Origin of the sequence: Symbiopectobacterium purcellii (genome assembly GCF_019797845.1) — a bacterium.
GTDB lineage: Bacteria > Pseudomonadota > Gammaproteobacteria > Enterobacterales > Enterobacteriaceae > Symbiopectobacterium > Symbiopectobacterium purcellii.
Map to the genome: position 1 here is coordinate 414,219 of NZ_CP081864.1, position 23,443 is coordinate 437,661.

A 23,443-nucleotide genomic window follows, 5' to 3' on the forward strand; every position below is an offset into this window, starting at 1 on the left:
ATCAGATTACGATCTCCTTACAATATTACAAATCACCAACATCACGATGAAAATAATGTTGCTACACGGGAAGGTGGAATTTATCTACCTTGTTATCAGATTTTTCATATTATTTTTTTCTGGCGAAGTCGCTCCCGGAAAATGGAAATATCTTCAATAAATTCAATGTTGAAGTGCTATTCGATTTCTGCATGCGGTATGCAAATTTGGTCTTTGTCCCCTACTGCTTTATGTTTTCGGCCGGTATTGGCATTTCCGGAAAGCTGATTTGCTTTTTCGGCAAGACTGTCGAGAGAATATGCCTTGACAAGTTTAGGGGAAATAAAAAAGGATAGGTTGCTGCAATTGACTGAACATCATCCCTCGAGATGCAGGTATAACGTTTATACCCGTCATATTTCACGTTGCAAGTGCGTTGGCTGTGTTACTCACCGGAATCACTTACCGGAGTAAACACATCGTGGGGGAGGAACCGCATCGCTGAGGTTTACCCTTCTGGCCTGCACAAGTGAATGATTCAGGGTATATAAGGCCCAAAACGGGTTTTGTTTTATAACGGCTCGGCCTCTTATTCCGTTATCAATCTCAGCACTATTTCTGGCGTGTGTGCTACACGCTGGTCGCAGTTTTTTCCATTTGTCACGGCATCAGCGCTGAAAACGCTGTTGGGAGTGACTTTTTCACCAACGCAGGGGACTCAAAAGGGGATTTGCATGTCGGAAGAGATCACGCAGCCAACGGTGCAGCGTACGGGCTTACTCAGAAAAGTAGGGCCCTACATTGCGCTGGTCGGGGCGATTCTGTTTTTTTCAGGGCTATTTTTCAAGGTCGATGGGCTGAATTGGTTGGGGGCCTTCGATTTCACAACGCTCGGCGGTACCTTTGGTGCCATCAAAGAGGGGGGCAACTTTATCGGCGCGGGCGGCATCAGTGCCAAAGCGGGCTTTATCTTCGCTCTGTCGCTGGTTCCGACGGTGATGTTGGCGCTGGGCGTGCTGGAAATTTTCACCCACTACGGTGCCATCCGCGCGGCGCACCGTTTGCTGACGCCACTGCTGCGTCCGCTGCTTGGCATTCCCGGTCTGACGGGGCTGGCGATGATTACCGATCTGCAAAGTACCGACGCCGGTGCGGCGCTGACCAAAGAGTTGAGCGATCGCGGCGATATCACGCAGAAAGATTTGGTGATCATGAGTGCGTGGCAGTATTCCGGTGCCGGACTTATCAATAACTACTTCACGATTGGTTCCGCGCTGTTTCTTTCGATGACGGCACCGATTGTGATTCCGCTGGTGCTGATGTTCATCATGAAATTTGTCGGTGCTGCGCTGGTGCGCGTGGTGCTTAATACGGTTTATCGCAAGGATTTTCAGAATGAGCAATAACAGCCCGGCCAAGGTGTCCAACAACCCGTTCGATATTTTTGTGGTGGGGGCGCGTAAAGGCTTCAATATCGCTATCAACAACCTGTTACCCAACGTGTTGATGGCCTATGTGATCGCGGAAATTCTGAATTTACTCGGCATCATGGCGCTGCTGGGTAAAGTGTTCGCACCGATCATGGGCCTGTTCGGCCTGCCTGGCGAAGCGATCACTGTGCTGCTGACCTCCTGGCTGTCCGCCTCGGCAGGCACTGGCGTTGCTGTCAGCCTGCTGTCAAAAGGGACGCTGGATGGTCATATGGTGACGATTCTGGCTCCGGCCATTTTCCTGATGGGCTCACAGTTGCAGTACATGGGCCGCTTGCTCGGGGTGGCGGATGTGCCGAAGAAATACTGGCCGCTGCTGATCCTGACCAGCATTATCAACGCCATGATTGCTATGCTGATCATGCGCGTATTTTTTGCCTGATGCTGCCGAAGCTGGCACGCAGATCGTCCAGCATGATTAATCTCCTGCGGCACGCATAAAGAGAAAAGAGAGCGTAACAATGTCCATCGTATTAGAGCATTACAACTACCTGCACACCATTCCTGAACTGGGTTTCCAGGAGTTTAAAACCTCGGACTACCTTGCCAGCAAAATGGAGGCGGCGGGGTATCGCGTCACGCGCGGTATTAACGGCACAACCGGTATTGTGGCGGAATTAGACAGCGGCGTGCCCGGTCCACTGCTGGCACTGCGCGCGGATATGGATGCACTGGGCCATATCATCGACGGTGAGCATTGTGCGCGCCACACTTGTGGGCACGATGCGCACTCCTCGGTGGTATTGACGGCAGCGCAAGAGATTATTCGTGACGGGATCGTCAAAAAAGGCCGTCTGCGTATTCTGTTTCAGCCCGCAGAAGAGCTGGGTACGGGTGCCATTGCCATGGTGGAGGGCGGCGCGCTGGACGATGTGGATATGATTCTCGGTTTCCACCTGCGCCCGGTTGAAGAGTGCGTGTTGGGGGAAGCCGTGCCTGCGATGCACTACTCTGCCAGCAGCACCTTTGAAGTGACCTTCCACGGTAAACCGGCACACGGTGCCCGTCCTCATTTGGGGGTGAACGCGTTGGAAGCTGCCGCGCAGGCGGTCATGGCGGTCAAAGCCATTCCACTGCCGCCGCACCTGACCTGGAGCGTCAAGGCAACCCGCTTCCTGTGTGACGCCGGTGTGACCAACTCGATTCCAGACCGCGCCACGGTGTGCTGGGATTTGCGCTCTGCACAGAATGACCTGATGCAAACGCTGAAAGAGAAAGTCAAATTGGCGATTGAGCACAGCGCTGCCGCACTGGGTGCGACTGCCGACGTAGTGCTGACCAAAGAAATTCCGGCGGCGGAAATTCATGACGAAGCCACTTTGCTTATCAGCGACGCTATCGTTGATGTGCTTGGCCCGCAGGGGCTGACCGAGCCGAAAAGCACCGCTGGGGGTGAAGATTTCTTCTTCTACCCGCGTCTGCGTCCCGAGGTGAAAGCGGGCTTTTGGGGATTGGGCACCAACCTGAAACCCGGCTTGCACCACCCGGATATGCATTTCGATCTCAACTCACTGGAAGTGGGCGTTCGCGTGTTCAAACGCTGCGTAGAGAAAGCATTAGGCTAAATACCTCCAACGCCCCTGACGGGGCGTTTTTCCTGCATTAATCCCCCGTTTTTTGATGTCGCGCCACCGCGTGCCGCACGCTATCTGCTAGTGTGTGCCAGATACCTTTTATCAGGACGCACTGCTGTGAATACCCCGTTGTTACAGGTTGAACATCTTGAGGTCGCGCTGGCGCAAACATCGCGTGCGCTGCTGCACGATGTGTCATTTTCGCTGGCACCACACCGCTGCCTTGGGGTGATCGGCGAGAGCGGCAGTGGCAAAAGCCTGCTGTGCCGCGCTCTGCTCGGGCTGCTGAATACCGCCTTTGTTTGTCGAGGCACCCTGCGTTTTGCTGACGATGAACCACTGGGGTTTCATGATGCCGCGCTGCGCCGCTATCGTGGACGGGATATCAGCCTGATTCCACAGCATCCGATGACGGCGTTCGATCCGCTGCAACCCATCGGAAAGCAAATGGTGGAAACCCTGTGCGCGCACCTGGCGTTGCGGCCCCGTGAGGCCAAAGAGAAGGCCATCGCATTGCTGCAACAGGTGCGTATGGAAAATGCGGCTAAGCGCTTTGATGATTACCCCGCCCAACTGAGCGGCGGCATGTTGCAGCGGGTGACGATTGCCATCGCGCTCGGGCTGGCTCCGCGCCTGCTGATTGCCGATGAACCGACCAGCGCATTGGATGCCGTGACGCAGGCGGAGATCGTACAACTGTTTGCTGAACTGCGCTCCCGTAATGCGATGACGCTGCTGTTTGTGTCTCACGATCTGGGGGCCATCCAGCGTCTGGCAGACAGCGTGATGGTCATGCATCAGGGGAGGCGGGTGGAACAGGGGGAAACCCATGCGGTGCTGAACCATCCTCATCATGCGCATACCCGTTATCTGGTGGAGGCGCGGCAGGCGATGTTAGGTCGTTACGCTCAGTGGGCGCCACCTGTTACCGTGCAGGAGGAGGGCGCATGAGTGTCTGGCTTGAGGCGCGTGATCTGAGTCAGCGCTATCAGTTGCGTGCAACGGGGGAATGGCAGGCCGCACTGCAATCCGTTTCGTTCAACATTGCACGCGGCGAATGCGTGGGGATCGTCGGTGCCAGTGGTAGCGGGAAAAGTACGCTGGGGCGCGTGTTACTTGGCCTTGAGCGCCCAGAGAGGGGCGAGGTGATATTGGCTGGCGCGTCGCTGTATGAAACATCGGGCCTGTGGCGGCGCGGTATCGGCAACGGTGGCCGCGTTGGTGCGGTGTTTCAGGATTATGCTTCTTCAGTAAATCCATTGATGAGCATTACGGACATTGTGGCCGAGCCCTTGCGATTACAGCGGCGGTTAGGTCGGACGTTGGCGCGCGAACGCGCTGTGGCGTTACTGCATCAGGTTGGATTGGACGACGCGCTTGGCACCCGCTATCCGCACCAGCTTAGCGGTGGTCAGATGCAGCGCGTGTGCATCGCACGTGCCATCGCCTGTGAGCCGGAACTGGTGGTGTTGGATGAGGCGGTTAGCGCACTCGATGTGGCGGTTCAGAGACAAATTCTTGATTTATTAGCTGAGTTACGGCAACGTCTGGGCTTAACTTACCTGTTTATCAGCCACGATCTCACCGCCGTGACCTATTTGTGTCAACGCGTGTTGTTTTTGCATCAGGGCCGAATCATTGAACAGGTGAATGATATGGCGGCACTGGGGCAGGTTCAACACCCCGCGGCTCGCCGCCTGTTAACGTCGGTAATGGCGTTCTGACGCTGCTTGAGGTGCGTTTTTTCCATGTCTTCCCCCGTTCCTGCGCTGGCTCGCGTAAGCTATGCCAGCTATCTGGCACTGGTGTTTCCCTTTGTTATTTCGACGCTGACCACACCGTTGCTCGGTGCGGTGGACACCGCGCTGGTGGGACATTTACCCGATCCGGCCTTTATTGGCGGTGTGGCGGTAGGCGCGGTAATTTTTAGCACCCTCTACTGGTTGTTTGGTTTTCTGCGTGTGAGTACCACCGGTTTTACTGCGCAGGCGCTGGACGATCCGCGCTTACTGACCAGCGCGCTGTTTCGTCCGCTGCTGATGGCGGTGGTCATCGGTCTGGCGTTTGTGGCGTTGCAGCAACCCATTTTCTCGGCCAGCATGGCCTTGCTCAAACCGGATGCCGCCGTGCGCCAGCACGCCCATGATTTCTTTTTCATTCTGATCTGGGGGGCTCCTTTTACGCTGGTGAATTACGTCTGTTTGGGCTGGCTGATGGGGCGTTTGAAAACCCGCGCGGTGCTGCTTAACCAGATTGGTATCAATGTGCTGAATATGGTGCTGGCATTGTGGTTTGTGCGCGGGTTCGAATGGGGCGTGCCGGGCATTGCCTGCGCTACGCTGATCGCGCAGATCAGCGGCACGTTGTTGGGATTGCGTCTGATTCATCGCTATCTGACGCCGGACAAGACCGCCATGTCGCCCGCCGCCTTGCTCTCCTGGCGTGAGTTCAAAGCCATCATGATGGTGAATGGCGATCTGATGCTGCGTACGGTATGCCTGCTGGTGGTGACGAATCACTTTGTGGCAACCGGGGCGTCCTTTGGTACAGAAATGCTGGCCGCCAACGCGGTGCTGTTTCAGATTCACTATTTGATGGCGTATCTGTTTGACGGTTTTGCCAATGCGTCCAGCGTGTTTAGCGGTCGTGCGCGCGGTGCCAACGACGCTGACCACTTCCGTCAGACCTTGCGCTATTCTGCGCTGTCTTCACTGTGGATGTCGGGATTGCTGGCGCTGTTATGGGCCTGGCAGGGGGATAGCGTTATTGGCTGGTTTACCCATCAAGCGGAGATTGTGGCACTGTGTCAGCGCTATAGCCTCTGGCTGATGGTGTTTCCGCTGTGCGGCGCGGCAGGCATTATTTTTTACGGTGTGTTTACCGGTATTACCTACACTGCGCCAGTGCGCAATTCCATGCTGCTGGCACTTATGGCCTGGTTTGTTGCATGGTACTTTTTGGTACCGGTATACGGCAATCATGGTTTGTGGCTGGCCTATCTGGCATTCAGCCTCGGACGTTCGGGCTTTTTATTGCTGTGGCTGCCTGGTGCCAGTCGCCGTCTCAGTAACGTGCACGCCGTGTAAATCCACTATCCCCTTCCACATGCGGTGGAAGGGGATAGCGCCGGTTAACGTAAGCGCAACGCAGACGCCTGTTCCACACGGAAGAAGCGCACGGCATTACGCAACTGCTCACCTTGTTCGGTCAGCGATTCTGCTGCGGTTGCGGATTCTTCCACCAATGCTGCGTTCTGCTGAGTGACCTGATCCATCTGATCGATGGCGACACTGATCTCCTTGATCCCGATATGTTGTTCATCAGATGCCATCGAAATATCCGCCACGATTTTGGATACCTGATTGACAGAATCCACCACGTCGGTCATCGCCTTGCCTGCTTTGTCAGCCTGTTGCGAGCCCTCGGTGATCTTCTCTACCGTGCCCTCGATCAGTGCTTTAATTTCCTTGGCCGCGTCGGCACTTTTCTGTGCCAGCGTGCGCACTTCACCGGCAACCACCGCAAACCCTTTGCCTTCGCTGCCGGCACGGGCGGCTTCTACTGCCGCGTTCAGTGCGAGGATATTGGTTTGGAAGGCAATACCCTCGATCACGGCAATAATGTTGACGATCTTCTGCGAACTGTCAGAAATTTCCTGCATCTGTGCCAGCATATCGTTAACTATTTCGCCGCCCTGTGAAGCGGTATCAGAGGTTTTCTGTGCCAGTGAGCTGGCTTCGCGGGCGTTATCCGCATTTTGTCGTACCGTTTGCGTTAATTGCTGCATGTTGGACGAAGTTTGCAGCAATGAAGCGGCCTGTTCTTCGGTGCGTTGTGACAGGTCACTGTTGCCTTGGGCGATCTCATTGGACGCCATGGTGATGGATTCACTGCCGTCAATAATATTCTGCACGGTATCCGCCAGACGCTGATTCATATGGCTGATGGCTGCCAGCAGACTGTGGTTGTCCCCCGGACGCAGGGCGATGGCCGTCAGCAGATTGCCGGTAGAAATTTCGTTCATGATTTCCATAGCGTAACGCGGTTCGCCGCCCAACTGGCGAGAAATACTGCGAGAAATAAACAGTGCCAATAGGCCTGACATCACCACCGCCAGTAACAGCATGCCGATCAGGGTGTATTTCGCGTCCTGATACCCTTTGCTGGCCTCACGAGCCGCCGCGTTGCCTTTCTCCACTTCCATATCGACCAGCTTTGCCAGGTCTTTCATCAGTTGGCTGCGGTATTTTGACGATACCGCGCCGCTGATGCGAGATGCTTCCTCCAACTGACCTTTGCTCACGGCCGCGATCACGTCCTGATTCACGGCGCTAAATTGCCCGAAGCCTTCAATAATCGGATCTAACAATGATTTCTGACCGCTGGCGGTGAGCAGTTTGGTGTAGCTGTCCAGCGCCCGTTGGAAGATAGCGGTATCTTCCAGTAACTCAACGCGGTGTCCTTCACGCTCTTTGTCAGTGACCGAAGCAATATATTGAATTTGTTGCAAACGGATTTCGGACAGCGTGCCCCGCATCTCCAGCGTGTAGCGCACACCGGGCAAGCGGCTATCACGGTAGGATTCGATATTCTGGTTGTTGAGATGTAACTGATACAACGCGGCGCTACCGAGCAACAACATCAATACGATCAATATTGAAAAACCGGAAAGCAGTTTGGTTAACAGTGAAAGCTGAGACAGTTTTTTCATCATCATTAAATACCAGGCGGGGAATGTTATTCAAGGTAACTGCAACCTGAGGGAATTCTTTATCCGAATTAAAATGCTGCGACACTTTTTTGTTTCTTTTTACATATTCATCAAAAAACGCGTTTTTTTAGGTTGATTTTTATTGTCTTTCAGCGATTGTTGCGGGTGTTTCAAGCGGTTGTGGCGTGGCCTGTTGCGCGGTGTAGATAAAACAGACAAATAAATAAAAACGCGCAGTGAAATTAAAAAATAATAGGTGTGATCATTATTGCCATAATAAGCATCAAGTAAAAACAATAAAAATAAGGCCTACTTATTTTCCCACTTACATCATTAGACATGTCATGATGAGATAAAGCAGCGCATCATGGCGCTAATCGGTACTGCTATACAGAGAGTGTGTTATGTCGCGCGCGCAACGCTTACTCGCGTTATTACAGCTATTACGCCAGCACCGCTTCCCGGTGAGAGGTGAACAGTTAGCCGAGCAGCTCGGCGTCAGCCTGCGCACGCTTTATCGCGATATTCGCACCCTGCAAGCGCAAGGAGCCAGAATCGAAGGGGAGGCGGGTTTGGGCTACCTGCTGCGTCCCGGGTTTATGCTGCCGCCGCTGATGTTCTCCCCGGAAGAGTTGGAAGCCTTGGCACTGGGAGCCCGTTGGGTGAATGAACGTGGTGACAGCCACCTCGCGGCCGCCGCGCAATCGGCGCTGGGAAAGATTGGTGCGGTGCTTCCGCAGCCGTTGCACTATGTGATGGAACACTCTGGGCTGCGCATTGGTCCGAGCGAAGCGCATAAAAGTGACGACGATGTGATCTACCAACTGCGGTTGGCGATTCGCCAGGAGCAACGGATAGACATTGTCTATTGTGATCTTAAAAACCAGCACTCAACGCGTACGCTATGGCCATTAGCATTGGGGTACTTCGATCAAACGCAACTGCTGGCGGCCTGGTGCGAATTGCGGCAGGATTTCCGTCATTTTCGTACCGATCGCATCGCGACGCTGACGCGTTTGCCCGGCAGATTTCCTAAACGCCGTGAGCACTTGCTGCAAGCCTGGCGAAAAAGCCTGTTTGACACGGAAACGCCGCCGGGCTCAAAGCCTACTGGCAGAAACTGACACCTGATACCGCTAACGTGCTCACAGGCCTGATGCCGCTTGCACAGGCCCTTCATTGTGACAAGGAGTACGTGATGACTTTTGCCCCGAACAGCCTGATCCTGTATGTGCAGGATGTTGATGTCAGCGCCCGTTTTTATCAAACCTTGCTCGGTGCGCCGCCGTTGGAAACCTTCCCCGATTTCACCCTGTTTGCGCTACAGCCTGAATTCTCACTCGGCTTGCAGTCGCGCCAGGGCATATTCCCACCGCCGCAGCCGCAGGTGGGTGGCATCGAACTGTGTATGAGTCAGGCAACGGACAGCGATGTGGATGCGCTTTATCGCGCATGGGTGGCTCAGGGGGTTACCATCGTGGCGGAACCGACGCGTCTGGAGTTCGGTTACACCTTTGTGGCGCAGGACCCGGATGGTCATCGGCTGCGGGTGTGCGCCACGGATGTCTCGCATTATCAGTAGACGATATACCCGTCATACATCAAGCTGCATGTGCGTTGGCTGCACTCATTCACCCGAATCACTTACTTGAGTAAGCTCATCGGGATGCATTCGCTTGCCGCATGACGAGACGCATAAATGAGCCTCGCCCTAAAGGGCCAGCGCAAGCGCTGTTCAAAACGTTAACGTTTTGTCCTGCAACTCGAATTATTTAGGGTATAACCCCTGAGGTGATAACACTGCGGCGTAATCATCGCGCCACAGTGTTAGCCAGCGATGTGTTTAATCGAGGTAAAACACCGGTTGCAGCGCGTCGCTCACCGGGCTGTTATCCGGGTTGGCGGGCATCACGTCGCTCATGTGTTTCCACCAACGCTGGCAGACGTCAGTCTGTGCCACCGCATCCCACTGTGCTTCTGATTCAATTTCGACATAGCCAAACAGCAGGTGACGTTTCTCATCAAGAAAGATGCTGTAGTGGTGTGCACCGTGCGCTTTCAGCACCTCGGCCAACTCAGGCCAGATAGGATTGTGGCGGCGTTGATATTCGTCGTGACACGTTGGGAATACCGACATAACAAAGGCTTTTCGTAGCATGGGTAACTCCAAGGGTTAATCGGACCGTCATCCTCCGCGTGTGGCGGAGGATGACGTGCGGAGAGGATTACGCCTTCAGTGCCGCTTCCATCGGTGTGACGCCAAAGCGTTTGCCCAGCGCAATCAGCTCTTCCGTGGTGATGGTCTGCTTTTTGCCGCCCATGGAGCGCACTTTTACCATCACTTCTGCCGCTTTTTCTGCGGTGTCGATCAGGCCAAAGGCTTCGTCCAGCGTCGGGCCAGTGCCGAAGATGCCGTGGAACGGCCACAGTACCAGCGAGTGAGACTGCATTTGCTCCGCCGTCGCAGTGCCAATGGCGTCGGTGCCCGGCACCATCCACGGCACAATGCCCACACCGTCAGGGAACACCACCAGACACTCGGTACTGCCTTCCCACAGTTCGCGAGTAAAGGCCGCGCTGTTCAGATCCAGCACATAGCTCAGTGCAATCAGGTTAGTCGCGTGGCAGTGCATGATGATGCGATCGCGTCCCTGGCTGGCCGCCATGCGCACGATGTGCGACTGGAAATGCGCCGCCAGTTCAGAGGTAGGCAAACCGCCGCCGGTCAAGCCCCAGAAAATACGGTAGCCTTTGCCATCGTCATCCACCTGCAATAACACCAGCGTATCCGCCGGATCCAACTGCACGTTGCGGAAGAACTTACCCGAACCGGTCACGATAAACCAGCAACCTGCCAGTTCTGGCATCGCCAGTGACAGCGCCTCGTGGCGTGGCGTTGGGGTGAAATCGCTCTCATAGGGCGTGACGTCTTTGGCATCGAGGCGCAGGCTGACGTTGCCGCCATTGCGTTCGTCCCAGCCTTTGAGCCACATATCGCTGGTGGCTTTAATCATGCCTTGTACAAACCAGGAAGACAGAATTGCTTGCATAATCACTTACCCTTGACGTTGACGAAGAATGGTTTGTTCATAATGGCGTACCTGTTGCAGCCATTCGCTGCCCGGCGTCACATCGTGGCGCTGGCAGTAGTGTTCCCACACCGCTTGCCACGGCAGCGATTTTTGCTCTTCCAGCAGCGCAAGACGTGCCGTGTAGTCGCCTTCCTGTTCCAATTGGCGCAGTTGCTCGGTGGGTTCCAGCAGGGCGCGCAGCAGCGCTTTTTTCATGTTGCGCGTGCCGATAACCCAGGCGGCAACGCGGTTGATGGAGGCATCAAAGAAATCGAGGCCGATATGTACGCGGTCGAACAGGTTGTGGCGCACGATCTCATGGGCGATGGCTTGCGTTTCGTCATCCAGCAGCACCACGTGGTCACTGTCCCAGCGTACCGGGCGGCTGACATGTAATAACAGGTGCGGTACATACAGCATGGCGCTGGAGATCTTGTCGGAGATCACTTCCGTTGGGTGGAAGTGGCCGGCATCAAGGCACAGCGCAGTGCCGCGGCTGGTGGCGTAGCCAAGATAGAATTCATTGGAGCCCACGGTGAAGCTCTCTGCGCCGATGCCGAACAGCTTGCTTTCAACCGCGTCAATGTGGAGCTGCGCATCCAGCGACTCGGCAATCACTTCATCCAGCGCATTTAACAGGCGCTGACGAAACGCCAGACGATCGATGGTGAGATCTTTCATGCCGTCCGGCACCCAGATGTTCATCACGGAAGGCGTGCCTAGCTCGCGACCAAAATAGGCTGAGATGCGACGACTGGCCTGACAGTGTTCAATCCAGAAACGGCGCACGTTCTCACCCGGGTGGGAGAGAGTGAAGCCGTCGCTGCTGAGCGGGTGCGAGAAACAGGTGGGGTTAAAGTCCAACCCCAAATGCTGTTCTTTGGCCCAGGCCACCCAGCGGCTGAAGTGTTTCGGTTCGATGGCGTTACGTGCGACAGGCTCTTCGGATTCCAGGTAAATCGCATGCAGATTCAAACGTTTCGACCCCGGAATCAGGCGGAACGCCTGCTCAAGGTCGGCGCGCAGTTCATCGGCGGTGCGCGCTTTGCCCGGATGGTTGCCGGTTGCGGCAATACCGCCAGTGAGCGCGCCTGCGGACTGCTCGAAGCCCACCACATCGTCCCCCTGCCAGCAGTGCATGGAGACGGGGATGTTATCCAGTTGCTTCAGGGCAGCCTCAACATCAACGTTGAGCGCGGCATAGCGCGCCTTGGCCAACTGCCAGGCCGATTCAATGGCGGTATTCATACGGTAAGCTCCTCAGTGGCGTGGCACAGCGCCTCAAAACGGCGCCAGTGTCCGGCAAAATCGTCAATAGAACGGGGGATATAACGTTGTAATGGAAAGCTCTCCGCCAGTTGCTGACGAAAAGCCGTGAGAGTGGGAACCGCGTCAAGCGCCATCAACTGACAGCCGATATTGCCGAGCGTCGAGGCCTCCACCGGGCCTGCCAATACCGGTATCTGGCAAACATCGGCGCAGAGTTGGTTGAGAAACGCGTTCTGACATCCGCCGCCCACAATGTGTAACTGGCGTAACGGCGTGCCGCGCAACTCGCCCAACTCCAGCAGGACGCGGCGGTACAGCAGCGCCAGGCTGTCAAAGATGCAGCGGGCGAACTCGGCCTGGGTAACGGGCTCATCCTGCTGGTGTTCGCGGCAGAAGGCGCGAATGGCCTCACACATTGACGGCGGATTGATAAAACGATCGTCGTTCGGATTGATCAAACGCGTGAACGGCGGCAGTGCGCTGGCATCGCGAATCAGTGCGGGTAAATCAGCAATGTTCATCTCCAGCGCCACGCGTTGCAGTAACCACATGCCCATGATGTTTTTCAGGACGCGGTAAGTGCCGTTGATGCCGCCTTCGTTGGTGACATTCGCCGCCAGTGCGCGCGTGTCGTGGTAGGGCACATCGCTTTCAATGCCCATCAGCGACCAGGTGCCTGAGCTCAGGTAGGCGCTGTTGCCTTCGGTCAGCGGCGCGGCCACCACGGCGCTGCCGGTGTCGTGTGTGGCGACGGTGATCACCGGAATGGCATCACCTGCCGGAGAGGTCCAGGCACCGAGCGTTTTTCCGGGTTGTGCTGGGGGACTGAACCACCTGGCGGGCAGATCGAGCCACGCCAGCAGCGACGCATCCCAGTTTTTGGTGTGCAAATTGAGTAACTGGGTGGTGCTGGCGTTGGTGTACTCGCAACTGAGGCTACCGGTAAGACGATAGTGGAGATAGTCCGGGATCATCAGAAAGTGGGCAATGCTGTCGATATTGCCGGGATTGGCGCTGCGCCAGGCTTTCAACTGATACAGGGTATTAAATGGCAGAAACTGAATGCCCGTCAGATGATAGATATGCTCGGCACCCAGTTCCGCAATGGCTTGTGCCATCACGCCATCGGTGCGGTGATCGCGGTAGGCATAGGGCAGATCGACGCGCTCGCCGGCGGCATCCAGCAGCACATAATCCACGCCCCAGCTATCGATGCCGATGCTGTCCGGAAGAATGCCGCTGTCGGTGATGCGGTGAAAGCCGGTGAGAATTTCCTGTTCCAGCGCATCCAGATCCCACAGATGGTGCCCGTCCTGTTCTACCAGACGGTTGGTAAACCGATGGATCTCTTTGAGCGCCAGTTGCCTGTTCTCGACTTGCCAGGTTGCCAGCATGACCCGGCCACTGGAGGCGCCTAAATCCACTGCGACAATATTTTTCACCGCCATTGCCGTTCCTCTTTCACTGATTCATGTTGCGCAGTGTAAAGAGCCGGTGAGCGCGTCGCCTTCCAGTGAATGCCATGGGACAGAGTAGGTTGGCAAAATGGCAAAGCTGGCCGTGAAAGGCGTCACACTTCGTTGAAATCAGTGCGTGTTATCCCGTGCCTTTTGTGCCTGTGATCCTATCCACACTTCCGTGAATTGACGGTGAAATCTTTGAAAAATGACGTCACCCTGAAAGCGAAACGTCGGGATTTGAAGGTGAAATCTCATCAGGGTAGGTAGGCTGTTTTCTATCGATGTTTGCCGTGTTGCAAAGCAGAAAAACAGGGGGCTTGAAATGACGTTGCTACAAGGTGATGAGTTTTTCGTTTCTCGCTCGGTGACCGTTGCCGTGGAACCGCGCGCGCCGCAACAGGCGTTTCCTGAGCATTATCATGATTTCTGGGAAATTGTGCTGGTGGAGCAGGGGGCTGGCGTGCACGTTTTCAACGACCAGCCGTTTGCGTTATGCAGCGGGGCAGTGTTCTTTATTCGTGATAACGATCGCCACCTGTTCGAAGACGTTGACGGCCTGTTCCTGACCAATGTGCTCTACCGTTCGCCGCGCGGTTTTCGTTTTCTGTCTGATATCGCGTCCTTCTTGCCCTACGGACCAAACGGAGAGTGGCAAGGCCAGTGGCAGGTCAATGCGCCGACCATGCAGCAACTGAAAGGGCTGCTGGAGCGCCTGTCGCTGTTGGCCCAGCGCGATACGCCAGAAGATATCGCCGCCAGCGAAAGTGTGTTTTTGCAAATTCTGGTGCTATTACGGCAAAAATGTTTCCAGACCCAGAGTCTGGATGGCGATCGACACGGGGTGCAGGCGCTGCTTGGCTGGTTGCAAAATAATTACTGTGAAGAGGTGAACTGGGGGGAATTGTCCGATCGCTTTGCGCTACCGCTGCGTACCCTGCACCGCCAGTTAAAGCAGAATACCGGCATGACGCCACAGCGCTACCTCAACCGTTTACGCTTGCTGGAAGCGCGCCGCCGCTTGCAGCAGAGCGATGAATCGATTACGACCATTGCGCACGCGTGCGGTTTCAGCGACAGTAATCACTTTTCCACGCAGTTTCGCAAGGCGTTCTCTGTGGCGCCCAAATCCGTACGTCAGCATACGGGGAGTGCTGCGGAATAACACAACGCCCGTGTAGGTGAGGTGAGTGTGACCATGACGCGCGGTTTGAAATTGCAAACGGAAGACTATTTCCTTACCGATAAGCAGGCGGTACGGGTGGCAGAGCGTCACCCCCAGCCTGACTTTCCTCTGCATCATCATGATTTCGAAGAGTTAGTCATCGTGTGGCGCGGCAACGGTCTGCACCTGTGGAACGATGTGCCTTACCGCATTACGCGTGGCGATCTGTTCTACGTCAGTGCCAACGATCGCCACAGCTATGAGTCAGTAAACGATCTGGAACTGGACAATATCCTGTTTGTTCGCGATCGGCTGACGCTGCCCACAGACTGGCATAACCTGCTGCCGGGAGCTGATGTGCCGCAGTCTCAGCGTTACTGGTGCCTGGGGTCGGCGGGCATGGATACGCTGCGTGACAAGGTGGATGATTTGGCGCAGGAGTGCATGAAGTCGGACACGCTGTCGTTGCAGCTTAGCGAAGTCCTGTTATTGCAGATTGCGCTGTTGGCGCTACGTTACCGTCATTTACCTGATAGCCCACAGTTGGCCGATGCGCACCAGTTGGATCTGCTGATGTTGGCGCTGAGAGCCAGTATCGGCAGCCCCTTCCGTTTTGATGCATTTTGCCAGCAGCATGACTTTAGCGTACGCGGATTGGGCGCGCGCTTTAAGCAGGAAACCGGTATGAGCGTGGCCCAATACCTGCGCCAACTACGGTTGTGCAAGGCGATGGAGCTGTTGCGTTATGACAGGCTGACCATTGGTGAAGTGGCAGCGCAGTGCGGTTTTGACGACAGTAACTACTTTTCGGTGGTGTTCCATCAGGCGCAGGGCATATCACCCAGCGCCTATCGCCAGCGTTTTCTGGCAGGATGAACGGCGAAACTCAGCGAGCAACCTCGTCGACATCCGGTGCGTGGGTAATACGGTTACGCAGATCGCGTCGCACAATTTCCACCAGCCAGAAGCAGAACATGTGGCCAAAAATTTCGGAGAAGTGTTCAGCGAACGGCTGATCCCACGGTGCTGGCACGATGCCCATCAGCGGCAGCAGGAAAACGTGGAACACCACGTGCAGTACCAGACCATACAGCGCACCTTGCCACAGTTTAATTTTCGGCCACACTTCCGCCACCACGCAATAGATCACTGCAAAAGTGATGGAAAAGCCGAAGTGCATGATAAAGCTCATGATCGGGCGAGGGTTGCCGTTGTACAGGTAGCTCAGGTGAGACATATCGAAAGACATGCCCATTTGCTGCAACAGTTGCTGCGGCGTGTTGGTCAGATCACGCAGAGGCGTACGCGGCGGGAAGGGGATTTCCCAGCCAAATTTAGCCAGGGCGCAGACCACACCAGCGATGATCCCCACCAGCAATGCCACCAGAATTTTATCCCTTGTGGTGCGTAGTTGCATTTCTCTTTCTCCTTGAATAACGAATTTTACTGCAATTTATTTCTAGAAATAGCGCTAACCGCCATAGACAATAGCGCTGTAAGTAAATGATTTGATGGGGATAATACGCCTGAAGGGATTTATTTTCTAACGTGAAATAAAAGCACTATTTTCATAACTCATTGTTTTATAGATAAAACACCGATGTTGCATAATGTTTGATTATGTAAGCATTATTGACCATGTGACATTATCTTGTTGTTATGACTGAGTATTGTTGCGTCTTTTGCGATAAATAGTGCAATGTTGGCAGGGTGTTACACGCCGCTCCAGCCGTGTTTGCTTTCGAGAGCGGCCTGTAAAAGGGTATCAGGATGCCATGCCCATCCCCACGATGTTGGCCGCGAGAATAATGATCAGCCCGCCCAGCACCAGCACGCTAACCGGTTTGTGCCCCACGTTATTCCACTCTTTCAGTAACAGCCCGACAATGCCGCCGCACAGTACGTAGAAACTCATGTGCAGCATCCAACTGAGGTAGGTGTAATCGGCCGGAATGTTGGCGTGGCCCCAGGCGTAGAAGAAGAACTGCAAATACCACATCACGCCGCCGAGGATGGAAAACAGTGCATTGGTGATCAGCAGCGTTTTGGCCTGTGACAGATCGGCTTTAATCGAGATAGTGGGGCTCATGGCTAAACGCAGGAAACAGAAACCCAGGTTGACGATGGCACCGTCACCCATGATCACCACATAGCTTGGCAGAGCCACATAGAGTGGGTTCAGGCCGAGTGCCTCTGCTGCCTGATGCATGGGTTTGGCTGCATCCATGGCGAACGACATACCCGCAGAAAAAATGCCGTACATCACGGCCAGTATCAATCCCTTCTTGAGATTGAACTCTTGAGCACGAATGCCAAGCGCACGCTCTTTCAGCAAACCGGCGTAGCTCACCACGCCCACGCCAATCAGCGCTACGCCTACGCCGACCAGGCTTAACTGCCCACCGGTGGTGCCAAACAGCTGCATAAATTTGCCTTGCAACAGCGGGGTCATCAAGGTGCCGATAATCAAGGTAATGCCAATGGCAATACCGATACCGAGCGACATGCCAAGGTAACGCATGGTCAACCCGTAGTTGATATTACCGATGCCCCACATGGCGCCGAACAAAAATACCGGTAGCAGGGTAGAAAAACGGAATGAACCGAAATAGCCCCAGAAATCTGGCAGCAGCAGGGCGCTGATGCTCCAGGGCAAAATAATCCAAGAGAAGAAACCGCCCAGTGACCACATGGTTTCCCATGACCAGTGACGGACCTTTTTGAACGGGGCGTAGAAACAGGCCGCGCTGGCAGCACCGACAAAATGCCAGAAAAGCCCGAGGAGAATTGCGCTATTCATAGAACCCTCTTGTTTTCATTCTAATCAGAGTAGGAGTACGTGTAGGAACGCATCACGGGGATTGTTCGATAGGGCAAGTGTAAAAAGGGTAGGGTGGGGAGACCTTCCGCTCCATGCCACTACCGGCACGCGCCACGGCAAGATGCGAAAGGTGAAGGCTACTGGCGTCACAAAAATAACCAAAGGAAAGAATGAAATAGCGTTTCAAGTGGAAAGCTGTTTAAGCATTGACGAAGCACGGCACGCTTGGGTTATTCTAACGGTTTGGGGGCCCATCGGGCTGAAAGTGGAGTAAAGCAACGTGAAAATTACGGATGTCAAAACCATCCTGGCGAATCGCTACCTGTTTGTCGAGATTCACACGGACGAAGGTCTTGTCGGGATCGGTGAATCAGGTACCTGGGGGTTTCTGGATGCCTCCATGGGCGCGGTGGAAGCGCTAAAAACTTACCTGATCGGGCAAGATCCGCTGCGTATTGAGCATCACTGGCAGTATATGTACCGCTGCTGGCATTTTCGCGGTGCGGCTATCATGGGAGCGATCAGCGCTATCGACATTGCGCTGTGGGATATTGCGGGCAAATTCTACGACACCCCGGTCTACAACTTACTGGGCGGTCGCTGCCGCGACAAGGCGCGGGTCTATGCCCATGCCGGTGGCAAAACCACGGAAGAGACCATCGCCAACCTGAAAAAGATGAAGGCACAAGGGTTTACCGCTATTGGGCACCTGACGCCGTTTTTGGATGAGTCGCGCGGCGATCCCTATTTTATCACCCATGCAAAAGAAATCGGCGAAGCCATCGAACGCATTGGCGCTTATCGCGAAGCGGTGGGGAATGATGTCGATCTCTGTATCGAAGTGCATCGTCGACTGAAACCGCACGATGCAATTGTGTTTGCGCAGGGTATCGCGCCTTATCTGCCTTACTTTATTGAAGATCCGATCGGGGCCGATAACTTTGATTCGATGGCGCAGGTCGCAGACAAAATCAACGTGCCGATTGCCACCGGCGAGCGCCTGAACAACCTGCAAGAGTTCGCTATGCTGATCAAGCGCAATGCCGTCTCCTACGTGCGGCCAGACGTGTGCATGTGCGGAGGTATTACCGGCGCGAAGAAAATCGCAGCGCTGGCTGAAGCGCATGATCTGATGGTGGTGCCGCATAACCCGCTCAGCCCGGTTTCAACGGCCGCCTGCTTGCAAATTGCGGTGAGCATCCCCAACTTTGCCCTGCTGGAATATCCCGGCGACGACCAACCGGCGCTGTCGGAGAAATTTGGCGCCACCGGCGTGGAGAATGGCGTATTGAAGCGCGATGTGGTCAAGAGCACCTTCAAGTGCGTTGACGGGTTTATGGAGATCCCCACGGCGCCGGGCATTGGCATCGAACTGGCGGATGATGTGGCAGAAAAATATCCCTACCGTCGCCGTCCGCTGAAAACGCGTCTTCATGTAGATGGTTCTGTGGTCGATCAGTAAACTGTGCGTTTTGCCGTCGCGTGCCCATTGCGCGACGGTGGTTATTCACCTGCAAAAAGAAGAACTATGGAACGTTTTATTGAAAACCTGATGTACACCTCGCGTTGGCTGTTGGCTCCGATCTACCTGGGGCTGTCGCTCGGGTTATTGGCGCTGATGCTCAAATTTTTCCAAGAAGTGTTTCACATTCTGCCAAGCGTCTTTGCATTGGCAGAGGCCGATCTGATCCTGGTACTGCTGTCGCTGATTGACATGACGCTGGTAGGCGGCCTGTTGGTGATGGTGATGCTGTCTGGCTATGAGAACTTTGTCTCGACGCTGAACATTGATGAGAATCGGGAGAAACTGAGCTGGCTCGGCAAAATGGATTCCGGCTCACTGAAGAATAAAGTGGCGGCATCGATCGTCGCCATCTCTTCCATCCATTTGCTGCGCGTGTTTATGGATGCGCGCAACACGCCGGATAACAAGCTGATGTGGTATGTGATTATCCACCTGACGTTTGTGCTGTCGGCGTTTCTGATGGGCTATCTGGACAAAGCGACGCGCCACGAAAAGAAGTAATGTTAACGGTACGCCCACTCAGGCGTACCGCTTCCTCTACTGCGGCGTAGCGGTGTGTGCCAGCCATTCCGGCAGGTCATTTAATCCCATCGCCTGACGCACCAGCACCGGTTTTACCCCCGGCAGATGGTTTGCCAGCGTCAGACCGACATCGCGCAGCAGTTTTTTCGCTGGGTTCTCTCCGTTAAACAGCGCTCTGAATCCTTGCATGCTGGCCAACATCAGCGCGGCACTGTGCTTGCGCTGGCGTTCATAACGTCGCAGGTAGAGGTGTTGCCCGAAATCTTTGCCCTGCCCTTGTAGCCGTTTGATTTCGGCAATCAGCGTGGCGACATCCATCAACCCGAGGTTGACGCCCTGTCCGGCGAGCGGGTGGATGGTGTGTGCAGCATCGCCCACCAGTGCCAGTCGGTGCGCGGCAAAGCTGCGCGCATAGCGCCCGGTTAATGGGTGTGTTTGCCGGGCACTGAGGGTGGTGCAGCGCCCAAGATGCATATCAAAGGCGATCGCCAATTGTTGGTCGAAGTCTTCCTCGGGCAGTGCCAGCATGGATTCGGCCTGCAACGGTGGCAGTGACCAGACAATTGAGCACAGGTTTGTCTCCGCCAACGGCAGAAACGCCAGAATGCCATCGCCGTGGAACACCTGGCGCGCCACGCCGTCATGCGGGCGTTCGGTGCGCACCGTTGCCACCAGTGCGTGATGACCGTAATCCCAGAACGTCAGCGGAATATCGGCCTGCTGACGTAGCCAGGAGTGCGCACCGTCTGCGCCGACCACCAGGCGCGCCGTGAGCATGGTGCCATCGTCCAGCGTGATAAATGCTTCATTTTCGCCCCAGGCCACCTGCTGCAATACCGCCGGTGCCATCAGGGTAATGTCTTTTGCTTTCTCGGCTCGCTGCCACAGGGCGCGTTGAATGACATCGTTTTCGATAATGTGTCCGAGGCGGGAAAAACCATAGGCCTCGCCCTCGAAGTGGATGTTGCCAAAGCTGTCTTTGTCCCACACGTACATGGCGTTATAAGGACTGATGCGTTGTGCTTCGATCGCAGGCCAGACATCAAGATGGCGCAGCAGGCATTCGCTGGCCGCGTTAATGGCAGAGACGCGCAGCGCATAAGCCCCGTCCGCTGCCGTTTGTGGTGGCATGCGTTGTTCCAGAACGGCAATGCGCAGCCCGGACTTTTGCAGGCCGCAGGCTAATGCCAGACCAACCATGCCGCCGCCTGCGATAACCACATCAAATGATTGCATAAGCCCTGTTTCCTGTTGCTTGCATTAACGACTGACCCACCCCAAGGTGCGGCGTGCAAAGGTATCGCGCACGGGCGCAACGGTATTCATGGTCATCAAACCCAGATTGCGGCCCATCTCCAGCGGGGTAACGCTGTTGGCGAACAGGCGTACCAGACCGTCTGTCAGCGCAATGATCGCCTGCTGGTCGGGTTCTCGGCGCTGGGCATAGCGGCTCAGCACGCGATAGCTGCCGGTGTCTTCCTGTTGCGCAGCGGCCTGCGTCAGGGTTTCTGCCAGCGACATCACGTCGCGTAGCCCAAGATTGAATCCCTGTCCGGCAATCGGGTGCAGCGTTTGCGCCGCATTGCCCACCAGCGCCACACGGTGCGCGATATGACGTGCTGCCGTCACCAATCGCAGCGGATAGGTGTGACGTTCGCCGATGTGGGTAATGGCGCCCAATCGCCAGCCAAAGGCGCGTTGCAGCGCTGCGCGGCATTCGGCCTCGCTCCAGGCGCCCACCTGCGTCTGGTTTGATAACGGGTGGCACCACACTAACGAACTGCGTCCACCGCGCATCGGCAACAGTGCCAACGGGCCGTCAGGGGTAAAGCGCTCAAAGGCTTTGCCCGCGTGAGGCAGTTGGGTGCGGATGTTGGCGATAACGGCAAACTGCGGATACCCCTCGGTCTGCCACTGCATACCGCAGGCCTGCGCCAGCGCGGAAGAAGAGCCGTCCGCGGCCACCAAGAGCTGCCCGTGCAGCGTACTGCCGTCATCCAGTTGCAGGGTGGCCTGTTCGGCACTGCGTTCAACGTGCACCACCTTGCGCGGGCAGTGCACACGCACGCCCGGCGCATTGTGGAGTAACCGAAACAGGGTTTGCCCAACCTGATGTAGCTCCACCACGTAACCCAACGCGGCGGTGCTATAATCACTGGCCTGCATGTTGACCACGCCGGCGTGGCCGCGATCGCTGACGTGCACCGCGGTGATGGGTTCCGCTTCACTGGCGATAGCCTGCCAGACACCGATACGCTTGAGCTGCTGCACGGTGCCTTGCGCCAGTGCGATAGCGCGAGCGTCGAAGCCGGGATGCGCGCTGTCCAGCGGTGAGTGTGCTTCAATCACCTCGACGGGAAGGGTGCCGCCGGAAAGGGCGGAAATGGCCAGCGCCAACGTTGCTCCCGCCATGCCGCCGCCGACTATCAGGATCGTCATGGCGATTATCTCACTGCCTGACGTGCGGCACGGGCTTGTGCCATCAACGCTTCAATGTCATCGGCGTCTTTCACAACGCCTGCCGTCAATACGTCGTTACCGCTGTCAGTGATCAGAATGTCATCCTCGATGCGGATACCAATGCCGCGGTACTCATGAGGCACTTTGGCGTCTGGTGCGATATAGAGCCCCGGTTCGACCGTGAGCACCATGCCGGGTTCCAGCAAACGGCTGCGTTCTGACGCACCGTAATCGCCGACATCGTGCACGTCCAATCCCAGCCAATGGCTGAGTCCGTGCATGTAGAACGCGCGGTGCGCCTGCTCGGCGATCAGTTCATCGACGTTGCCTTTCAGCACACAGAGCTTAACCAGCCCTTCGACCATGATACGAATCACCTGCTCATTCACTTCGCGAATGCTGACACCGGGCTTGAACAGCGCCAGCGCCTTGCACTGTGAAGCCAGCACAATGTCGTAAATCGCGCGCTGCGGGGCGCTGAATGTTCCACTTACCGGGAAGGTCCGCGTGATATCACCGGCATAACCCTGATATTCACAACCGGCGTCAATCAGCACCAAATCGCCGTCGCGCATTTGCCGTTCGTTCTCGGTGTAGTGCAGAATGCAGCCGTTATCACCGCTGCCGACAATGGTGTTATACGAAGGATAGCGCGCACCGTGGCGGGTAAATTCATGATGAATTTCCCCTTCCAACTGGTATTCGTACATGCCGGGTTCGCAGCTTGTCATGGCGCGGGTATGGGCCTTGGCAGTGATCGCTCCGGCCCGGCGCATCAGCTCTTGCTCTTTCGGCGATTTAAACAGGCGCATCTCATGCACCCAGGGACGCCAGTCGGTCTGCGTCGGCGGTGCGATAAGCCCCTGACGCGTGCCGTTTCGCAGCGTTTCCAGTGCGTTGAACAGCAGGCGATCCGCGTACTCGTACAGCCCCTGTGCGTGGTAAATCACGTCCAGTCCGTTGAGCAGCAGGTGCAACTGTGCATTGATGTCGCTAAAGGGCAGGGCGCGATCGACATTCAAACGCGACGGGGCGGCTTCCTGCCCCAGACGGCGTCCGAACCAGATTTCTGCCGTGACATCGCGCACGCGGTTGAACAGGACAGTGTGGTGATGGTGCTCATCGCTTTTTACCAGTAACAGCACCGCTTCCGGCTCGTTAAACCCGGTAAAGTACCAGAAATCGCTGTTCTGGCGATAAGGGTACTCACTGTCAGCGCTGCGTGTGGCTTCCGGTGCGGCAAAAAAGATCGCCGCGCTGGCGGGAGCCATTTTTTCCAGCAACTGCTGGCGGCGGCGAGTATATTCCTGACCAAAAGCGTCTTGTTGAATCATCACCTGCTCCTGTGTGATGCGCATTCGGTAATTCCCTTCCTGCGAGGGAACCCCTGCGGGTAAGG

22 protein-coding genes are annotated in these 23,443 nt (G+C 55.7%); 12 read left to right on the forward strand and 10 right to left on the reverse strand.

Features of this window, described 5'->3' with window-relative positions; genetic code table 11:
- Positions 1 to 713 precede the first annotated feature (713 nt).
- From K6K13_RS01880 to K6K13_RS01905, 6 genes are all read left to right on the forward strand, one after another.
- Positions 714 to 1,385 (forward strand): nucleoside recognition domain-containing protein, encoded by a 672-nt coding sequence (locus K6K13_RS01880; protein ID WP_222159306.1) that lies wholly within the window; start codon positions 714 to 716, stop codon positions 1,383 to 1,385.
- Complete coding sequence (locus K6K13_RS01885) at positions 1,375 to 1,851, forward strand: YjiG family protein (protein ID WP_222159307.1); 477 nt, start codon at positions 1,375 to 1,377, stop codon at positions 1,849 to 1,851. The genes K6K13_RS01880 and K6K13_RS01885 overlap by 11 nt, the downstream gene beginning before the upstream one ends.
- A gap of 79 nt (positions 1,852 to 1,930) precedes the next feature.
- A complete protein-coding gene (locus K6K13_RS01890; RefSeq protein ID WP_222159308.1) occupies positions 1,931 to 3,034 on the forward strand; it encodes a M20 peptidase aminoacylase family protein in 1,104 nt (367 codons plus the stop codon).
- Positions 3,035 to 3,160: 126 nt separating this feature from the next.
- Positions 3,161 to 3,994, forward strand: coding sequence for an ATP-binding cassette domain-containing protein (locus tag K6K13_RS01895; protein WP_222159309.1), 834 nt, complete (start codon positions 3,161 to 3,163; stop codon positions 3,992 to 3,994).
- On the forward strand, positions 3,991 to 4,767 hold the full coding sequence (locus K6K13_RS01900) for an ABC transporter ATP-binding protein (protein ID WP_222159310.1): 777 nt from the start codon (positions 3,991 to 3,993) through the stop codon (positions 4,765 to 4,767). Before K6K13_RS01895 ends, K6K13_RS01900 begins: the two co-directional genes overlap by 4 nt.
- A gap of 24 nt (positions 4,768 to 4,791) precedes the next feature.
- Positions 4,792 to 6,129: an MATE family efflux transporter gene (locus K6K13_RS01905; RefSeq protein ID WP_222159311.1), complete on the forward strand. Its 1,338-nt coding sequence runs from the start codon at positions 4,792 to 4,794 to the stop codon at positions 6,127 to 6,129.
- Between the two features lie 44 nt (positions 6,130 to 6,173).
- Here the strand turns inward: K6K13_RS01905 and K6K13_RS01910 are convergent, their stop codons facing one another.
- A complete protein-coding gene (locus K6K13_RS01910; RefSeq protein ID WP_222160932.1) occupies positions 6,174 to 7,754 on the reverse strand; it encodes a methyl-accepting chemotaxis protein in 1,581 nt (526 codons plus the stop codon).
- A 404-nt stretch (positions 7,755 to 8,158) separates the two neighbouring features.
- On the opposite strand from K6K13_RS01910, the gene K6K13_RS01915 reads away from it, so the two are divergent.
- Both K6K13_RS01915 and K6K13_RS01920 read left to right on the forward strand, forming a co-directional pair.
- Entirely contained in the window at positions 8,159 to 8,878 is a 720-nt protein-coding gene (locus tag K6K13_RS01915; RefSeq protein ID WP_222159312.1) for a helix-turn-helix transcriptional regulator, read from the forward strand.
- Between the two features lie 74 nt (positions 8,879 to 8,952).
- Positions 8,953 to 9,336: a VOC family protein gene (locus tag K6K13_RS01920; protein WP_222159313.1), complete on the forward strand. Its 384-nt coding sequence runs from the start codon at positions 8,953 to 8,955 to the stop codon at positions 9,334 to 9,336.
- A gap of 261 nt (positions 9,337 to 9,597) precedes the next feature.
- On the opposite strand, the gene rhaM is transcribed toward K6K13_RS01920, so the two are convergent.
- The 4 genes from rhaM to rhaB all read right to left on the reverse strand — a co-directional run bounded on the left by rhaM (position 9,598) and on the right by rhaB (position 13,542).
- Positions 9,598 to 9,912 (reverse strand): L-rhamnose mutarotase, encoded by a 315-nt coding sequence (gene rhaM / locus K6K13_RS01925; RefSeq protein ID WP_222159314.1) that lies wholly within the window; start codon positions 9,910 to 9,912, stop codon positions 9,598 to 9,600.
- Positions 9,913 to 9,979: 67 nt separating this feature from the next.
- Positions 9,980 to 10,804, reverse strand: a complete 825-nt coding sequence (gene rhaD / locus K6K13_RS01930; protein ID WP_222159315.1) for a rhamnulose-1-phosphate aldolase — start codon at positions 10,802 to 10,804, stop codon at positions 9,980 to 9,982.
- Positions 10,805 to 10,810: 6 nt separating this feature from the next.
- Positions 10,811 to 12,073 (reverse strand): L-rhamnose isomerase, encoded by a 1,263-nt coding sequence (locus K6K13_RS01935; protein ID WP_222159316.1) that lies wholly within the window; start codon positions 12,071 to 12,073, stop codon positions 10,811 to 10,813.
- Positions 12,070 to 13,542 carry a rhamnulokinase gene (gene rhaB, locus K6K13_RS01940; protein WP_222159317.1) on the reverse strand — a complete coding sequence of 491 codons (1,473 nt, stop codon included), beginning with the start codon at positions 13,540 to 13,542 and terminating at the stop codon, positions 12,070 to 12,072. Before rhaB ends, K6K13_RS01935 begins: the two co-directional genes overlap by 4 nt.
- 334 nt (positions 13,543 to 13,876) lie before the next feature.
- Between rhaB and rhaS the strand changes: the two genes are divergently transcribed.
- Together rhaS and K6K13_RS01950 are read left to right on the forward strand one after the other, a co-directional pair.
- Entirely contained in the window at positions 13,877 to 14,716 is an 840-nt protein-coding gene (gene rhaS / locus K6K13_RS01945; RefSeq protein ID WP_222159318.1) for an HTH-type transcriptional activator RhaS, read from the forward strand.
- A 33-nt stretch (positions 14,717 to 14,749) separates the two neighbouring features.
- Entirely contained in the window at positions 14,750 to 15,592 is an 843-nt protein-coding gene (locus tag K6K13_RS01950) for a helix-turn-helix domain-containing protein (RefSeq protein WP_222159319.1), read from the forward strand.
- A 10-nt stretch (positions 15,593 to 15,602) separates the two neighbouring features.
- Here the strand turns inward: K6K13_RS01950 and K6K13_RS01955 are convergent, their stop codons facing one another.
- Both K6K13_RS01955 and rhaT read right to left on the reverse strand, forming a co-directional pair.
- On the reverse strand, positions 15,603 to 16,133 hold the full coding sequence (locus K6K13_RS01955) for a YagU family protein (protein WP_222159320.1): 531 nt from the start codon (positions 16,131 to 16,133) through the stop codon (positions 15,603 to 15,605).
- Between the two features lie 348 nt (positions 16,134 to 16,481).
- Complete coding sequence (gene rhaT / locus K6K13_RS01960; protein ID WP_222159321.1) at positions 16,482 to 17,516, reverse strand: L-rhamnose/proton symporter RhaT; 1,035 nt, start codon at positions 17,514 to 17,516, stop codon at positions 16,482 to 16,484.
- Positions 17,517 to 17,817: 301 nt separating this feature from the next.
- On the opposite strand from rhaT, the gene dgoD reads away from it, so the two are divergent.
- Entirely contained in the window at positions 17,818 to 18,999 is a 1,182-nt protein-coding gene (dgoD, locus tag K6K13_RS01965; protein WP_222159322.1) for a galactonate dehydratase, read from the forward strand.
- 66 nt (positions 19,000 to 19,065) lie between these two features.
- Positions 19,066 to 19,563 (forward strand): TIGR00645 family protein, encoded by a 498-nt coding sequence (locus tag K6K13_RS01970; RefSeq protein WP_222159323.1) that lies wholly within the window; start codon positions 19,066 to 19,068, stop codon positions 19,561 to 19,563.
- A gap of 36 nt (positions 19,564 to 19,599) precedes the next feature.
- Here the strand turns inward: K6K13_RS01970 and ubiI are convergent, their stop codons facing one another.
- From ubiI to pepP, 3 genes are read right to left on the reverse strand one after another with little or no spacing between them, the layout of a single operon-like run.
- Positions 19,600 to 20,820, reverse strand: a complete 1,221-nt coding sequence (ubiI, locus tag K6K13_RS01975; RefSeq protein WP_222159324.1) for an FAD-dependent 2-octaprenylphenol hydroxylase — start codon at positions 20,818 to 20,820, stop codon at positions 19,600 to 19,602.
- A 24-nt stretch (positions 20,821 to 20,844) separates the two neighbouring features.
- Positions 20,845 to 22,023 (reverse strand): 2-octaprenyl-6-methoxyphenyl hydroxylase, encoded by a 1,179-nt coding sequence (ubiH, locus tag K6K13_RS01980; RefSeq protein ID WP_222159325.1) that lies wholly within the window; start codon positions 22,021 to 22,023, stop codon positions 20,845 to 20,847.
- A gap of 5 nt (positions 22,024 to 22,028) precedes the next feature.
- Positions 22,029 to 23,402, reverse strand: coding sequence for a Xaa-Pro aminopeptidase (gene pepP / locus K6K13_RS01985; protein WP_252120392.1), 1,374 nt, complete (start codon positions 23,400 to 23,402; stop codon positions 22,029 to 22,031).
- Positions 23,403 to 23,443 lie beyond the last annotated feature (41 nt).

What these genes read in the sequence shown, in the direction of transcription:
- K6K13_RS01880 (WP_222159306.1), top strand. Translation starts at nt 714, where the DNA reads ATGTCGGAAGAGATCACGCAGCCAACGGTGCAGCGTACGGGCTTACTC.
- K6K13_RS01885 (WP_222159307.1), top strand. Translation starts at nt 1,375, where the DNA reads ATGAGCAATAACAGCCCGGCCAAGGTGTCCAACAACCCGTTCGATATT.
- K6K13_RS01890 (WP_222159308.1), top strand. Translation starts at nt 1,931, where the DNA reads ATGTCCATCGTATTAGAGCATTACAACTACCTGCACACCATTCCTGAA.
- K6K13_RS01900 (WP_222159310.1), top strand. Translation starts at nt 3,991, where the DNA reads ATGAGTGTCTGGCTTGAGGCGCGTGATCTGAGTCAGCGCTATCAGTTG.
- K6K13_RS01905 (WP_222159311.1), top strand. Translation starts at nt 4,792, where the DNA reads ATGTCTTCCCCCGTTCCTGCGCTGGCTCGCGTAAGCTATGCCAGCTAT.
- K6K13_RS01910 (WP_222160932.1), bottom strand. Translation starts at nt 7,754, where the DNA reads ATGAAAAAACTGTCTCAGCTTTCACTGTTAACCAAACTGCTTTCCGGT.
- K6K13_RS01915 (WP_222159312.1), top strand. Translation starts at nt 8,159, where the DNA reads ATGTCGCGCGCGCAACGCTTACTCGCGTTATTACAGCTATTACGCCAG.
- K6K13_RS01920 (WP_222159313.1), top strand. Translation starts at nt 8,953, where the DNA reads ATGACTTTTGCCCCGAACAGCCTGATCCTGTATGTGCAGGATGTTGAT.
- rhaM (WP_222159314.1), bottom strand. Translation starts at nt 9,912, where the DNA reads ATGCTACGAAAAGCCTTTGTTATGTCGGTATTCCCAACGTGTCACGAC.
- rhaD (WP_222159315.1), bottom strand. Translation starts at nt 10,804, where the DNA reads ATGCAAGCAATTCTGTCTTCCTGGTTTGTACAAGGCATGATTAAAGCC.
- K6K13_RS01935 (WP_222159316.1), bottom strand. Translation starts at nt 12,073, where the DNA reads ATGAATACCGCCATTGAATCGGCCTGGCAGTTGGCCAAGGCGCGCTAT.
- rhaB (WP_222159317.1), bottom strand. Translation starts at nt 13,542, where the DNA reads ATGGCGGTGAAAAATATTGTCGCAGTGGATTTAGGCGCCTCCAGTGGC.
- rhaS (WP_222159318.1), top strand. Translation starts at nt 13,877, where the DNA reads ATGACGTTGCTACAAGGTGATGAGTTTTTCGTTTCTCGCTCGGTGACC.
- K6K13_RS01950 (WP_222159319.1), top strand. Translation starts at nt 14,750, where the DNA reads ATGACGCGCGGTTTGAAATTGCAAACGGAAGACTATTTCCTTACCGAT.
- K6K13_RS01955 (WP_222159320.1), bottom strand. Translation starts at nt 16,133, where the DNA reads ATGCAACTACGCACCACAAGGGATAAAATTCTGGTGGCATTGCTGGTG.
- rhaT (WP_222159321.1), bottom strand. Translation starts at nt 17,516, where the DNA reads ATGAATAGCGCAATTCTCCTCGGGCTTTTCTGGCATTTTGTCGGTGCT.
- K6K13_RS01970 (WP_222159323.1), top strand. Translation starts at nt 19,066, where the DNA reads ATGGAACGTTTTATTGAAAACCTGATGTACACCTCGCGTTGGCTGTTG.
- ubiI (WP_222159324.1), bottom strand. Translation starts at nt 20,820, where the DNA reads ATGCAATCATTTGATGTGGTTATCGCAGGCGGCGGCATGGTTGGTCTG.
- ubiH (WP_222159325.1), bottom strand. Translation starts at nt 22,023, where the DNA reads ATGACGATCCTGATAGTCGGCGGCGGCATGGCGGGAGCAACGTTGGCG.
- pepP (WP_252120392.1), bottom strand. Translation starts at nt 23,402, where the DNA reads ATGCGCATCACACAGGAGCAGGTGATGATTCAACAAGACGCTTTTGGT.